14 protein-coding genes and 1 pseudogene are annotated in these 13,611 nt (G+C 39.5%); 12 read left to right on the top strand and 3 right to left on the bottom strand.

The genetic code is table 11. The annotated features are described in order from the left end of the window. Nucleotides 1-87 precede the first annotated feature (87 nt). Both V7138_RS06700 and V7138_RS06695 read right to left on the bottom strand, forming a co-directional pair. Nucleotides 88-789 carry a cell wall hydrolase gene (locus V7138_RS06700; protein ID WP_335395232.1) on the bottom strand — a complete coding sequence of 234 codons (702 nt, stop codon included), beginning with the start codon at nucleotides 787-789 and terminating at the stop codon, nucleotides 88-90. Nucleotides 790-1,049: 260 nt separating this feature from the next. Next, a complete protein-coding gene (locus V7138_RS06695; RefSeq protein ID WP_335395231.1) occupies nucleotides 1,050-2,210 on the bottom strand; it encodes a M20 family metallopeptidase in 1,161 nt (386 codons plus the stop codon). A 198-nt stretch (nucleotides 2,211-2,408) separates the two neighbouring features. Here V7138_RS06695 and V7138_RS06690 point away from each other — a divergent pair, with 198 nt between their 5' ends. The 12 genes and pseudogenes from V7138_RS06690 (at nucleotide 2,409) to V7138_RS06635 (ending at nucleotide 13,250) form a co-directional block, all read left to right on the top strand. Continuing rightward, nucleotides 2,409-2,543: a YjcZ family sporulation protein gene (locus tag V7138_RS06690; protein ID WP_335395228.1), complete on the top strand. Its 135-nt coding sequence runs from the start codon at nucleotides 2,409-2,411 to the stop codon at nucleotides 2,541-2,543. Between the two features lie 209 nt (nucleotides 2,544-2,752). After that, on the top strand, nucleotides 2,753-3,664 hold the full coding sequence (locus V7138_RS06685) for an NAD(P)/FAD-dependent oxidoreductase (protein WP_335395226.1): 912 nt from the start codon (nucleotides 2,753-2,755) through the stop codon (nucleotides 3,662-3,664). Between the two features lie 223 nt (nucleotides 3,665-3,887). After that, a pseudogene (locus V7138_RS06680) lies at nucleotides 3,888-5,250 on the top strand (aspartate aminotransferase family protein). A 20-nt stretch (nucleotides 5,251-5,270) separates the two neighbouring features. Next, nucleotides 5,271-5,963 carry a CoA transferase subunit A gene (locus V7138_RS06675; protein ID WP_335395535.1) on the top strand — a complete coding sequence of 231 codons (693 nt, stop codon included), beginning with the start codon at nucleotides 5,271-5,273 and terminating at the stop codon, nucleotides 5,961-5,963. Next, nucleotides 5,948-6,589: a 3-oxoacid CoA-transferase subunit B gene (locus V7138_RS06670; protein WP_335395224.1), complete on the top strand. Its 642-nt coding sequence runs from the start codon at nucleotides 5,948-5,950 to the stop codon at nucleotides 6,587-6,589. The genes V7138_RS06675 and V7138_RS06670 overlap by 16 nt, the downstream gene beginning before the upstream one ends. Before the next feature lie 14 nt (nucleotides 6,590-6,603). After that, nucleotides 6,604-7,878, top strand: coding sequence for a peptidase (locus V7138_RS06665; protein WP_335395222.1), 1,275 nt, complete (start codon nucleotides 6,604-6,606; stop codon nucleotides 7,876-7,878). Between the two features lie 35 nt (nucleotides 7,879-7,913). Beyond that, entirely contained in the window at nucleotides 7,914-8,768 is an 855-nt protein-coding gene (gene ablB / locus V7138_RS06660) for a putative beta-lysine N-acetyltransferase (RefSeq protein WP_438824323.1), read from the top strand. A 58-nt stretch (nucleotides 8,769-8,826) separates the two neighbouring features. Beyond that, nucleotides 8,827-10,197, top strand: coding sequence for a sigma-54 interaction domain-containing protein (locus tag V7138_RS06655; protein ID WP_335395220.1), 1,371 nt, complete (start codon nucleotides 8,827-8,829; stop codon nucleotides 10,195-10,197). 71 nt (nucleotides 10,198-10,268) lie between these two features. Further along, nucleotides 10,269-11,681 (top strand): lysine 2,3-aminomutase, encoded by a 1,413-nt coding sequence (gene ablA / locus V7138_RS06650; protein WP_335395218.1) that lies wholly within the window; start codon nucleotides 10,269-10,271, stop codon nucleotides 11,679-11,681. Nucleotides 11,682-11,693: 12 nt separating this feature from the next. Further along, nucleotides 11,694-11,966 (top strand): YokU family protein, encoded by a 273-nt coding sequence (locus V7138_RS06645; protein ID WP_335395215.1) that lies wholly within the window; start codon nucleotides 11,694-11,696, stop codon nucleotides 11,964-11,966. A 63-nt stretch (nucleotides 11,967-12,029) separates the two neighbouring features. Then, on the top strand, nucleotides 12,030-12,248 hold the full coding sequence (locus tag V7138_RS06640) for a YozE family protein (RefSeq protein WP_335395213.1): 219 nt from the start codon (nucleotides 12,030-12,032) through the stop codon (nucleotides 12,246-12,248). Nucleotides 12,249-12,557: 309 nt separating this feature from the next. Continuing rightward, entirely contained in the window at nucleotides 12,558-13,250 is a 693-nt protein-coding gene (locus V7138_RS06635) for a hypothetical protein (protein ID WP_335395212.1), read from the top strand. Here the strand turns inward: V7138_RS06635 and V7138_RS06630 are convergent. Next, the gene (locus V7138_RS06630; protein WP_335395211.1) at nucleotides 13,247-13,444 is read right to left on the bottom strand and encodes a hypothetical protein; all 198 of its coding nucleotides are present in this window, start codon (nucleotides 13,442-13,444) and stop codon (nucleotides 13,247-13,249) included. The genes V7138_RS06635 and V7138_RS06630 overlap by 4 nt on opposite strands. Nucleotides 13,445-13,611: the final 167 nt, after the last annotated feature.

The following is a 13,611-nucleotide window of genomic DNA, read 5'->3' as shown; positions in this document are numbered from 1 at the left end:
GCCTGAACCCATGGAAGTGTGGGCTCAGGCATTTGTTCTATTATATTTAACAGGATTCCAAATAGGTTTCCCAGGTTATTTTCGAATTTAATATTTAAACACATGTCGACCAATTTTGATAGCAGTGGTTCTTGAATCTAACCATCGGCTTGTGGCAATGGTAGGGTTATAGAAGAACAAAGCTTCCTTTGCTATATATCTCATTTCAGTTAGTGCTGCACGCACAGCTTTTTTCGATTCTTCATCCGCAGGTTTATTAATGGCTCCATTACGCACTGGCTGGAACTGGCCACGCTGATAAATCACACCTTGAATCGTATCAGGGAATTTCGGGCTTTCCAAACGATTTAATACAACAGCAGCAACTGCAACTTTTCCTTCAAATGGCTCAGCTTGAGCTTCAGCTCGTACAATTCTCGCTAATAAATCTAACTCTTCGGCAGAAAAATTATATTTACTCGAAATACTTTTGACCTCAGTGACAACTTGCTCAGTTTTAACAGTTTCCTGTGAAGCAACCACAACTTCCTCTTTTTTCTCAAAATGCATACCTTCAAATAGTCTTGGAGTGTTATCATCATTTATTTGCGTATTTATATGATCCCCGACAACAATCAGGTCTAAATTTTCAACATGAGGGTTCATCTCTGCTAATTCATTTAATGTCATTCCATGCTTTCTGGCAATTTCAGACATCGTATCACCTTTTTGAACAGTATACGCAAATGCCTGATCCGCAAAAAATAGAGATGCTATAAAAATTGCTAGTCCTAATAGTATTGTTTTCATAGTAATAGTCCTCCTAGTTATTTAAGTACTGGGTAACTCTCTATGACTCATTACTATGAACAAAAAAAATAGATTAGTATTACAGTTTCGTTACAGGTAGGTTACACCTTGTCTTTCTTCCAAAAACTAGTAAAGAAGGGTCTCTTCTAATTAAGAGAACCCTCCTTTTTTTAGAATATAAGAAAGGAACGGGGTATGAGACCGACACATTCCAAAAATAAAAAGAACGGATCGTAAAATTGAACCGTTCCTATGGTTGACTATTTATTCGCAAATTCTGCTTTAATCTTTTCTAGTAATTCTGGTTCCGTTAAAATTTTATAACCGGTTAGTGCCATTGTTTTGGCCCCGAGGATCATAGCCTCTTTACCTTTGTTGCTAAGAGCAGCTTCACGGAATCCATGTGTATGACATGCAAATGGTTCATCACAAATTTTCACATATGGATGGATAGAAGGGACCACATGGCTTACATTACCCATATCAAGTGATCCACCTTCCGCACGTTCATGAATTTCCTCTGGATTAACACCTAATTCAATTAATGTGTCAGTAAAAACATCCGAGAAAGTTTCATTTGTAACCATGTCATCATACGAGAATTCATAAAAGGACCATTCCATTGTTGCACCTGTTTGGAGGGCAGCACCTTGGGCACATTTTTTCACCTTTTCCACAAGCTCATTTACATAATCACGAGATGCAGCTCGAACATAGAATTGAGCTACAGCATAATCAGGTACAATATTAGCTGCTTTTCCGCCCTCAGAAATGATTCCATGAATGCGGGCGTCTGATGTAATATGCTGTCTTAAAGCATTAATGCTGCTGAATGTTTGAAGGACCGCATCAAGCGCATTAATCCCCTCATGTGGTGCTGCCGCAGCATGTGCTGCTTTTCCGAAAAATTCAAATTGGATGGCATCCATTGCAAGAGAAGCACCGCTTTTTTCGTAGTGACTAAGCGGGTGGACCATCATGGCTACATCAAGATGGTTAAAAATACCTTGTTCCGCCATGGTAACTTTTCCACCTTTTGTTTCCTCAGCAGGAGTTCCGTAGACAACTACTTTTCCACCAGTTTCAGAAAGAACTTTCGATAAACCAATTCCTGCCGCAATTCCCATTGTTCCAATAAGGTTATGTCCACATGCATGACCTAATTCAGGTAGTGCATCATATTCCGACATGATCCCAATTGTTGCACCTGGTTTACCACTGTCAAAAGTAGCTTCAAATGCGGTAGGGAGACCGGCTGTTCCAATTTCTACATTAAAATTATGTTTTTTAAGCTCATCTGTTAAAATTTTGCAAGCTTTAAATTCTTCATGTCCAAGCTCGGGGTTTGCCCCAATATAAGCACTAATTTCGTAAAAGCGATCTTTATTTTCCTCAATGGCAGCGAGTATTTCTGTTTTCATTATAATCCTGCTTTCTTTTTATAAGTTTCTATGGATTATTATAAAACATTATGTATAAAAATTCAATTAAACTCATGTCTACTATACTATTTTTATATAATATATATAAATTCATTAAAAATAGGCACTCGCACATACAGTACAACCCATAGGCTCATATCCTAACAGTGTAACGAATAAAGAAAGGGAGATGACACTATGCACTACGGTGGATGCGGTTACTACGACGGAATTGGATATGGATATGGTGGTTTTGGATATCACCACGGTTTTGTATTAATCGTCGTACTATTTATCTTATTGATTATTGTTGGTGCTTCTTACGTACGCTAATCAATATACAAAACACGAATAAGGAGGTTCCTTTCACAAATAGTGAGAGGGACTATTTTTTTGTTCACTGTAATAAAATTATGTAAACTAAAGAGTTTAAAAAAATCTTATTTAACATAATAACATTATGTCAACATTGAAAAAATTTGAATAGATGTTTCCACTTATAACAAATGATAAAAGGTATATGTCTTTAGTGAGGTGAAAGTATGGTCAATCAATATGAAATCATTATTATCGGTGGTGGAATTGCTGGTTTGCAGGCAGCGATTCAACTAGGAAGATACAAACATAAAATCGCAGTAATTGATTCAAATGATGGTCGTTCCACCATCTGCAGAAATTATCACAACATTTTAGGCTGGCCAGAAGGGGTCAGTGGAGAAACATTACGAGGCCTTGGGAAAAAACATGCTGAACGTTACGGTGTTTCATTTATTCAAAACGAAGTCGTAAAAGTTGAAAAAAACGATGATACTTTTCAAATTCAATGTCGAAGTGGCGATAGATTTGCTGCAAAACGTTTACTACTCGCAACTGGTGTGAAGGACAATATTCCTTCCATTAAAAATATTTATAAGTGCTTGGGTTTAACGGTCTATGTTTGTCCTGACTGTGATGGCTATGAAGTGATTAACAAGCATGTGATTGTGATTGGATCTGGAAAACCCGGAGCGAATATGGCGCTCACTTTATCCTATTTTACAAGTGACATTACTTTTATTAATCATGATTGGAATAAACTTGATAACGAACAGATGTGTTTGTTGAAGGAAAAGGGTATTCTCCATATTCAAGATGAAGTGGAGGAGATTTTGCTTCATGAAGAAACATCAGATTTTACCGGTGTACGTCTGAAAAGTGGAAATATCGTTGAAGGGAACCGTGGATTTTTGGGGTTCGGTGGAAATAAAGTCCGATCAGAGCTCGCTATTCAGATTGGCATCGAGCGTTTAGAAAATAAACATATTATCGTAGATCCACGAACCAAAATGACGAATATCCAGCATGTGTGGGCAGCCGGAGATATTGCTGTTCATTCCGAGCAAACTACTATCGCCATGGGTGACGGGATGCAAGCCGCCATCTGGATTCATAAAAGCCTTCTGAATGAAAAATAACCCTCGTTTAACGAAATTATCATTCTAAACATACATATGATGTAGTGATAGGCAATTTAATTATTTAAGCGTTTACATTTTATAGGGGGATTTCGATTTGTTAATGAAGGAGGTTTTGTTAGAGCTTTAGTGGAGTATTCCTTTTCATAATGCTTTATGAAAGGGATGTCGCAAGTTGCGAAAAAAGGCACAGCAATACCATTTTGGCGAGGAGGGGTTCGTAATGGACGAAACCCGCTTGATTAAACCTTTGTTGGATAAGGAATATCCGATGATTAGCCATGGGGATGGAATTTATTTATATGATACAAACGGAAAAAAATACATCGACGGCTCATCTGGGGCCATCACGGCAAGTATCGGTCATGGCGTAAAAGAAATTGTTGAAGAAATTGAAAAACAGGCTCACAAAATATCATTTGTGTACAGGTCACAATTCACTAGTGAGCCCGCTGAAAAATTAGCAAGAAAACTCAGTGATCTGGCAAAAGGCGGTGAATACTGGTCTTTTTTTGTGAACAGCGGCTCTGAGGCAACGGAAACCGCTTTGAAAATTGCAATTCAATATTGGCAAGAAAAAGGTATCAGAGGGAAAAACAAAATTTTATCACGCTGGATGAGTTATCACGGGATTACTATTGGTGCTCTTTCGATGTCAGGCCATACCGGAAGAAGAGCACGCTTTGTTTCATTATTAGAGGACTATCCAACACTTCAGCCACCATACTGCTTTCGCTGTCCGTTTAATACGACTTATCCAACCTGCAACCATATGTGTGCAACAGAGCTGGAAAAAGTGATTAACCGAATTGGCGCTGATCATATTGCAGCCTTCATTGCCGAGCCGATCATCGGTGCAGCTGGTGGTGCGATCGTGCCACCTGAAGGCTATTATCAGATCATTAAAAAAATCTGTGATAAGCANNAAGCATAATATATTATTTATCGCCGATGAGGTGATGACCGGACTGGGACGGACTGGAAAAATGTTTGCCCTTGAACATTGGGACACACATGCAGACATTATTGCGCTTGGAAAAGGGATGAGTGCGGGCTACACGCCAGTTGCTGCAACGTTGGTAAGTGAAAAGGTGATTGAACCGATTCAAAAGGGGTCGAAGCTCATTATGAGTGGCCACACTTATAGCGCAAATCCACAATCTGCAGCTGTGGCATTAGCTGTTGTCAATTATATTGAAACTCATAATCTCGTTGAAAAATCTGAGAAACAAGGAAAATACCTTATTACCAAGCTCCAAGAATTACAAAAAACACATCCAATGATTGGAGATGTTCGCGGAAAAGGACTCATGTGTGGCATTGAGTTTGTATCCGACATGATCACGAAGTTTCCTTTTAATAAAGAAATCGACTTAACGTCACTTGTTGTTGAACAAGGACAGAAAAATGGTCTTTTGCTATATCCGGCTGCGGCTGGAATTGAAGGTGTTGGTGGTGACGCCATCCTTGTTGCCCCACCACTCACGATTACAAAACCACAAATCGATGAACTAATCGAACTCCTTGATCAAACATTAAAAGATGTGGAATCAGAACTAAGGCATAAAGGTATTATTCCAGCATAACATGGAGGTGTTATAGATTGATTGTAAATCGCTACAATAAGATATCAACTTTAGAAAAGGCACTCGAACATATCAACGATGGAACTACGGTCATGTTTGGGGGTTTTGGTGGGATTGGGAGCCCTCCAACCCTGATTGATGGTTTGCTAGAAAAAAATGTAAGGAATTTAACCTTAATCGGAAATGATACGGGTTTTCCAAACATCGGAATTGGAAAACTTGTAAGTCGCGGCCATGCTAAAAAATGCATCGTATCCCATATCGGTTCTAACCCAGTTGCAGGGCAATTGATGACGGATGGAAAAATGGAAATCGAGTTTTCGCCTCAAGGAACACTTGCGGAACGCATTCGAGCAGGTGGTGTGGGGCTGGGCGGTATTTTAGTTGATGTTGGGATTGATAATGAAATCGTATCAAATGGGAAACAAATCATGACAATTGACGGCACAAACTATCTTTTAGAAAAGCCACTTACTGCAGATGTTTCTATTATTTTTGCGAAAAAAGCGGATCCATTTGGTAACCTTGTTTATGACAAAAGTGCCCGAAATATGAACCCTCTTGTGGCAATGGCTGGGAAATTCACGATTGCCGAGGTCGAAGAAATCGTTCCACTCTCAGAATTGGACCCAGAAGAAATCGTTACGCCTGGTGTTTATGTAGATATGATTATCGAAAGCAAAGGGGTGAATTGGAAATGGGTATGGGAGTAGATATTCGCAATCGGATTGCCAAGAGGGCTGCGCAGGAGATCAAGGATGGAATGATTGTAAACCTAGGAATAGGTATCCCTTCCCTCGTTCCAAATCACCTCCCTGATGGAATAAACGTAATGGTCCATGCAGAAAACGGTATTTTAGGAATCGGTCCAAGCCCAGTTAAGGGTGAAGAGGATGAGAATCTATGCAATGCTGCTGGGTACCCAGTAACAACTGTCACGGGTTCCTCTTATTTTGATAGTTCAATCGCCTTTGGAATGATTCGTCGTGGTTATATAGATATCACAATTTTAGGCTCCCTTCAGGTTAGTGAAAAAGGCGATCTTGCCAATTGGATTGTTCCAGGTAAACGCGTTCCAGGGATGGGGGGAGCGATGGAACTGGCGCAAAAAGCGAAAAAAGTCATTGTCTTAATGAATCATGTCGATAAACATGGAAACTCCAAGATAGTCAAGGAATGTAGTCTTCCTCTTACTTCAAAAAGCTGTGTCGATCTCATCATTACCGATATGGCGGTGATTGAAGTGAGAGGGGGCGGACTTCATTTACTTGAAGTAATGGCTCCTTTTACAGTCGAAGATGTCGTCAAAAATACAAGTGCCGAACTGCAACTATCGTAAGGGAGGAGAAATGTGTGACTGACAATAATGAGAAAGTTAAAAAGTGGATACAAGAAAACAAAAATAAGGGCATCCGTCTTTTGAAAAAACTCGTTCAAGAACCGAGTCTTCAAGGAAATGAAAGATCTTCCCAAGCAATTGTCATTGAAAAATGTCGCCAGCTTGGGATGGAAATTGACATTTGGGAGCCTAATGGTTCAGACCTGCTAAAGCATCCTTATTTTGTATCCCCCAGAACCAATTTTAACGATAGTCCAAATGTCGTTGGCGTGCTAAAAGGGACAGGAGGTGGAAAATCTCTCCTTTTAAATGGTCATATCGATGTCGTTCCAGAAGGCGATATCACTCAATGGGATTTGGATCCATACTCTGCACAAGTGAAAGATGGAAAACTATATGGACGTGGCTCCACCGATATGAAGGGAGGAAACGTAGCGCTACTTTTAGCCATTCAAGCCATCAAGGAATCTGGTATTCAATTAAAGGGAGATGTCATTTTTCAAAGTGTGATTGAAGAGGAAAGTGGGGGAGCTGGCACACTTGCGACGATTTTAAAAGGATATAAAGCAGATGGGGCGATCATTCCGGAACCAACAAATATGAAGATTTTCCCGAAACAGCAAGGGTCCTTATGGTTTAAGATTGATATTTATGGACGAATTGCACATGGAGGAACGAGATATGAGGGCATTAGTGCGATTGAAAAATCGATGACCGTTATCAACCATATACTAAAGCTTGAAATGATCCGAAATGGTACGATTAATGACCCTTTATATAAAAATACACCTATTCCAGTGCCTATTAATATTGGAAAAATTCATGGTGGAACATGGCCATCCTCTGTTCCCGATGTTGTCACAATCGAAGGACGAATGGGGGTTGCTCCAGAGGAAACGATTGAACATGCAAAAGGTGAGATGAAACAATGGCTTGAAAAATTATCGGAGATTGATAAATGGTTCGGAGACTATCCGGTTGGTCTCGAGTGGTTTGGTGCGAGATGGGTGCCAGGCACGATTGACCCCGAACATGAACTGATGATTGTTTTAAAAGATAGCTTTAAACAGGTGAAGGGAGAAGAACCGATTATTGAAGCATCGCCATGGGGCACGGATGGTGGGCTTTTAACTGCGGTTGGCAATATTCCAACGATTGTTTTTGGTCCTGGAACAACAGAGGTTGCCCATTACCCAAATGAGTATATTGAGCTTGAACGAATGTTCGAAACCGCAGAAATCATTGCCCAAACGATTTTACAGTGGTGTGAGGTTTCTGAAGATTCATGATATGATGGTAGAAAAGATTTTGAGGAGGTTTGATGTTGTCAAGTCAGAAGTACAGTGAACAAAAACAACTAACCGCTGCTACATACCAAGCAAACATTGTCATAGATTATTTTAATCGAAGACTTCGAGTTTTAGAGTATCGAGGCAATCTCTTATCCTTGTTGAAGGAAGTAAACGATATTTCCAAACAACATTCTTTTGAAAAAATCATTTGGATGACCAAAAGTGAGGATGTATTTGTGCTTATGTCTCAAGGATATATGATTGAAGCAATGATTCCCAAATATTTTAATGGAAGTGATGCCTATCTTGTTACGAAATATTTTACAAATGAACGCCGAAATAGTGAAAAATGGATGCAAGAAGAAAAAGTAATAACTGACATTCTTAGTAGTCCACAGAAGAATAAATTAACAGTCACCAATTTCTTAATCCGCAAAGCAATTCCTGAAGATACTGGCAAGTTAGCCGCATTATATAGTACCGTTTTTCAAATCTATCCTACTCCATTAAACAACCCAGACTATATTCAGCAAGTGATGAAGGATTCGACGATTTTTTATGTAGTTGAGGACAATGGCGATATTGTCAGCGCGGCTTCAGCGGAAGTAAACACAACATTCTACAACGCTGAACTGACCGATTGTGCAACCTTAGATGACTACCGAAAGCACGGGTTAATGAAAAGGCTCTTAGTAAAACTCGAAAAAGAGCTTATAAACAATGGAATCTATTGTGCCTACTCGATAGCAAGGGCACTTTCATATGGTATGAACAAAAGCTTCTACCAGTTAGGATACTCGTATACTGGAAGGCTCACAAACAATTGTTACATCTTTGATAATATTGAAGATATGAATGTGTGGGTGAAAGATCTCTCCAAGCAATGATTTGCCGATTTTTCGGCAGCATGCGCCGAAATTTCATCGTGATAGGAGGTGGAGATTCATGCAAATCGGAGAAGAACTTGTCATCGCCATATTAGATAGTATTGATGAAGCCATTCATGTTGTAAATGAGGAAGGAATCACCATCTTCTATAATCAGGTTGCTGCAGAGCATGATGGTCTTCACCGGGAGGAGGTGCTTGGAAAGCATCTTCTTGAGGTCTTTCCCTCCTTAAATGAAAATTCTAGCACACTATTAAAGGTCATTCGCACAAAGCAGCCGATTTTTCATCTCCCCCAAACCTATAAAAATAAATGGGGAAAGCTTATCGATACCGTGAATACGACTCTTCCGATAAGAATTAACGGTAGTTTTGTAGGTGCAGTCGAAATTGGAAAAGATTATTCGAAAATCAAAGACTTATCCAATAAATTGATGGACCTGCAATCAAAGGTTCGTGGTGTCTCGAAAAAGCCAAATGAGATTTACGGAGCGAAATACACCTTTCATGACATTTTAACGATAAATGAACGCTTCAATCATGTAAAGCAACAAGCGACAAAGGTTGCGAACTCTTCATCAACGGTTATGGTGTACGGGGAAACAGGCACTGGAAAAGAGCTTCTTGTTCAATCGATTCATAATGAATCATCGCGCAGACCGGCCCCTTTTATTGCACAAAACTGTGCGGCATTACCTGAGAGCTTGTTAGAAAGCATTTTATTTGGGACGGTAAAAGGAAGTTACACAGGTGCGGTCGACCGTGCTGGATTGTTTGAAATTGCTCATGGTGGGACGCTTTTTTTAGACGAAATCAATTCGATGCCATTAGAGCTCCAATCACGATTACTTCGTGTTCTTGAAGATGGAATGGTGCGTAGAATTGGCAGCCCGAAAGCTCTCCAAGTAGATGTTCGCGTGATTGTGGCATTAAATAAATACCCGTCGGAATGTGTTAAAGCGGGTGAGTTACGACCGGATTTGTACTACCGGCTAAATGTTTTTTCCCTTGAGATTCCGCCATTACGTGAACGAATCGAGGATATCCCGTATCTAGTGGATCATTTTATTGGACTCTATAACCATAGTTTTCAAAAACAAGTTTCAAAAGTGGAAGATGAGGTTCTTGAACTTTTTACTCATTACAACTGGCCCGGGAATGTTCGGGAGTTAAAGCATATTATTGAGCATGCAATGATCATGACGGAAGGGCCAACCCTTACAAAGGACATTCTGCCAAATCATCTTGTCGAAACACAAGCTATTGCTCCAAAAGCATTAAGACCACTCCGAGAAGCAATACAAGAAATGGAAAATAGCTTAATTGATGCAGCTATGAAAAAATCAGCTGGGAACATCAACCAAGCTGCTAAACTACTAGAGATTCCACGTCAAACCTTACAATACAAACTGCAAAAGAAGAAATTTTAAATGAAATCTCCTTTCTGCTTCATAGTTGGCATGCTACTTGCATGTTACTAACAGTAGGGAGGAGATTTTTTATGCAGATGAATTTATATAAGCCTAAACGTCATTGGAAGGACATTGAATTATGGAAGGATGTTACAGAGGAGCAATGGAATGATTGGATTTGGCAATTAACCAATACAATCCGGACGATTGATGATTTACGCAAGGTGATAAATCTAACTCCAGAGGAAGAGGAGGGTGTCTTAATTTCGACAAAGACGATTCCTTTAAATATAACGCCATATTACGCATCGTTAATGAATCCAGATGATCCACGATGCCCAATTCGGATGCAGTCAGTACCGATTGGAAAAGAAATCTACAAAACAAAATATGATTTAGAGGACCCTCTTGAAGAGGACGAAGATTCACCAGTACCAGGGCTTACCCACCGTTATCCTGATCGCGTCCTCTTTTTAGTAACAAACCAATGCTCGATGTATTGCCGATACTGTACGAGAAGACGATTTTCCGGCCAAATCGGTATGGGGGTGCCGAAAAAACAGCTCGATGCCGCTATCGGGTATATCGCAAACACTCCTGAAGTACGTGACGTCCTTATTTCAGGTGGTGATGGTCTTTTAATTAACGACAATATCCTTGAATACATTTTAAAAAACTTACGTGAGATTCCTCACGTAGAAATCATCCGAATCGGAACGAGAGCACCGGTTGTGTTCCCGCAGCGAATCACTGAAAACCTTTGTAACATTTTAAAGAAATATCATCCAGTTTGGTTAAATACACATTTCAATACATCAATTGAGATTACGGAAGAAGCAAAAAAGGCGTGTGAAATGCTGGTAAATGCCGGGGTTCCAGTCGGAAACCAATCGGTTATTCTAGCTGGAATCAACGATAGTGTCGAAATCATGAAAAAGCTCATGCATGATTTAGTTAAGATACGAGTTCGTCCATATTATATTTATCAATGTGATTTATCTGAAGGCATTGGCCACTTCCGAGCACCTGTCTCAAAGGGCTTAGAAATCATCGAGGGCCTTCGCGGACACACCTCAGGTTATGCTGTACCGACTTTTGTTGTCGATGCACCTGGTGGGGGTGGAAAAATTGCGATACAGCCGAATTATCTGCTCTCGCAAAGTCCAGAGAAAGTTGTTTTGCGTAACTTCGAGGGAGTTATCACAACGTATCCAGAGCCAGAAAACTACGTGCCAGGACGTGCGGATGCATACTTTACCGAACATTACGGTTCACTTGAAGATAAGAAATCAACTGCAGGAATTGCAGGCCTATTAGGGGATGGCTTCAATCTTGTACCAGAGGGAATCAATCGAATTTCTCGCAGGAAAAAATACAATGAAGATCCAGCTCACAGCACATTAAAAGACAAACGAGAGAAACGTGATGAGTTGAAGGAGAAAAAATACCAATCTACTTTGAAAAAAATGCAGGGAAATAAGGAAGAAGAAGCGTCAAGTTAGGAGGTCATATCATTGAAATGTATGTGGTGTGAATCGGAAAAAGCGCGAGAAGTAACAATTAGTGTGTTTTGGGAGCTCCCTGACGGAACCCGCGCAATTGAAATTACAGAGACACCAAGTATCACATGTGATGATTGCGGCATGGAATACCAAGAAGAAAGGATCATTAATGAAATTGAGGATCAGCTTTTGCTGATTGATACAAAAAAACTTTCGAAGACAATTCAGTACAAGGAACTCATGGAGATTCCCCGATTTTTGAAGCATAATTATTTTCGGTTCTAGTTGACAGGACAACATAACGTGATAAAATGACAAAAAAATGGTTCGAGAGTAGGAAGTGGTTGTATGGGGAAGTCATTTTATCACTATATTGTGAAGTTTCGTACAGCGAAAGCGAAAGATGATATCAGTCAGTTTGCAAATGACGTTTATTTGGATCACGGCTTTCCAATTTATTCGAAGGATTACAATGAATTGAGTTCTTATTTAGAGCTCAATGGTCAATATTTAAAAAGCATGTCCATTTTCGATAAAGCATGGGAGCATTATCTGAACGAAGACTGATTTTTAACCACCGTTTAGGTGGTTTTTTAGTTTCCAAGTCGATGAAAAATTAGTATTTGCTTACAAAACTGTCACTATCCACGATTTGCTGTCACTATCTCGAAAAAACGCCGCTATCCAAATGTTACTGCCACCCAAAACACACCCAATTGACCTCTAAACCGAACACTTCAACCTCTACAAATTTTAGGCTCGGCAGCCACACATTTTTCTCCTCTCACAAGCCCTAATCCAATGCCGTTTTGCAAAAGACCTGCATATACTATCACACACCCTTCAAATCGACACTAAAGCTAAAGGGATGAGGATATGGATGGTAAAAGTAAAAAGCCAAAATACAAAATCGGGGATATTGTCGTTGTTACGTTATACGGAACAGTTGGGTCTGTGACAGATATCCGCAAACTCGATGGGAATTTTCTTTATAAAGTAAATAAAGGCGAGGCATTTTACTCAGAATCGGCGTTAACTCTACTTTCAGAATATAAAGCAAAGTCGCTAGAGATTGAAAAAATTGAAATTGAATATAAATTTTATTTTGGGGACCTTGTTTTTGTTCAAGGATATGACAATGATGTGTTTAAAATTGTCGGGATACACACCGAAATTTGGAGATATAAAGAGGGTGCATGGGAGGATGTGATTTACGAACTAGCGCGAGTGACAGACGGTGAGTGGCTCGAAGCGGGAGAGGATGAACTCACACTACTTGCAGACTGTGATCAAGCTGAAACATTCCTTCAAAAATATTCGCTGAAGTATTTTGTGAAAAAGAAAAACAAAAATGTGGGGATGTATGAAAATATGGATATTTATCGTAAATCCGAAAAAGATCATATGCGGATCAAAAAAGAGAAAAAAGAAATCATAGATGGCTTACTTGATGTCTACAACGACTACAAGATCCTGCACGAACTGTTCCAGGATCAGAAATATAAAGATGTTATGGATTTAGCTATGAAAAATTTACAAAAGTTTGAGTCTGGGAAAGGTAACGATTAACTAATGAAGAAAGCTTGCAGGAACACATAAAAGAAATAAGGGATCCCTAAAAATAAAATAACAGAGAATAGTCCACTTGTTACTTTTCCTAACACTTTGTCAAATCCATCGCCGTCAATAAATTCAAGGAATTTATTTGTCTCTTCGACTTCTTTTTTTACTGGGAAATTTACGATAACCGATTGCTTTGTCATGAGAACCCCTCCATTAGGCTTGTCCAATCTTTATAGTCCATCCTATGTATGAACTTTTAAGTTCATGACTAAAAAATTAAATACATATGAAACTGACATAGGTGATTGTTTTTAAACATACATCTTAAGTAAAGGGGTCGATCATGCTGAAGGAAATTGAGGTTGTT

The organism is Bacillus sp. JJ1533, assembly GCF_036965045.1.
Classification (GTDB): domain Bacteria; phylum Bacillota; class Bacilli; order Bacillales; family Bacillaceae_L; genus Ferdinandcohnia.
Note: the sequence above shows the minus strand (reverse complement) of the source record. Positions and strands in the feature narration are given on the sequence as shown.

Excerpts from the sequence above, each read along its gene's own strand:
- ablA (WP_335395218.1), top strand. The coding sequence starts at position 10,269 with ATGCAGATGAATTTATATAAGCCTAAACGTCATTGGAAGGACATTGAA.
- V7138_RS06630 (WP_335395211.1), bottom strand. The coding sequence starts at position 13,444 with ATGACAAAGCAATCGGTTATCGTAAATTTCCCAGTAAAAAAAGAAGTC.
- V7138_RS06670 (WP_335395224.1), top strand. The coding sequence starts at position 5,948 with ATGGGTATGGGAGTAGATATTCGCAATCGGATTGCCAAGAGGGCTGCG.
- V7138_RS06685 (WP_335395226.1), top strand. The coding sequence starts at position 2,753 with ATGGTCAATCAATATGAAATCATTATTATCGGTGGTGGAATTGCTGGT.
- V7138_RS06655 (WP_335395220.1), top strand. The coding sequence starts at position 8,827 with ATGCAAATCGGAGAAGAACTTGTCATCGCCATATTAGATAGTATTGAT.
- V7138_RS06690 (WP_335395228.1), top strand. The coding sequence starts at position 2,409 with ATGCACTACGGTGGATGCGGTTACTACGACGGAATTGGATATGGATAT.
- V7138_RS06695 (WP_335395231.1), bottom strand. The coding sequence starts at position 2,210 with ATGAAAACAGAAATACTCGCTGCCATTGAGGAAAATAAAGATCGCTTT.
- V7138_RS06640 (WP_335395213.1), top strand. The coding sequence starts at position 12,030 with ATGGGGAAGTCATTTTATCACTATATTGTGAAGTTTCGTACAGCGAAA.
- V7138_RS06635 (WP_335395212.1), top strand. The coding sequence starts at position 12,558 with ATGGATGGTAAAAGTAAAAAGCCAAAATACAAAATCGGGGATATTGTC.
- V7138_RS06700 (WP_335395232.1), bottom strand. The coding sequence starts at position 789 with ATGAAAACAATACTATTAGGACTAGCAATTTTTATAGCATCTCTATTT.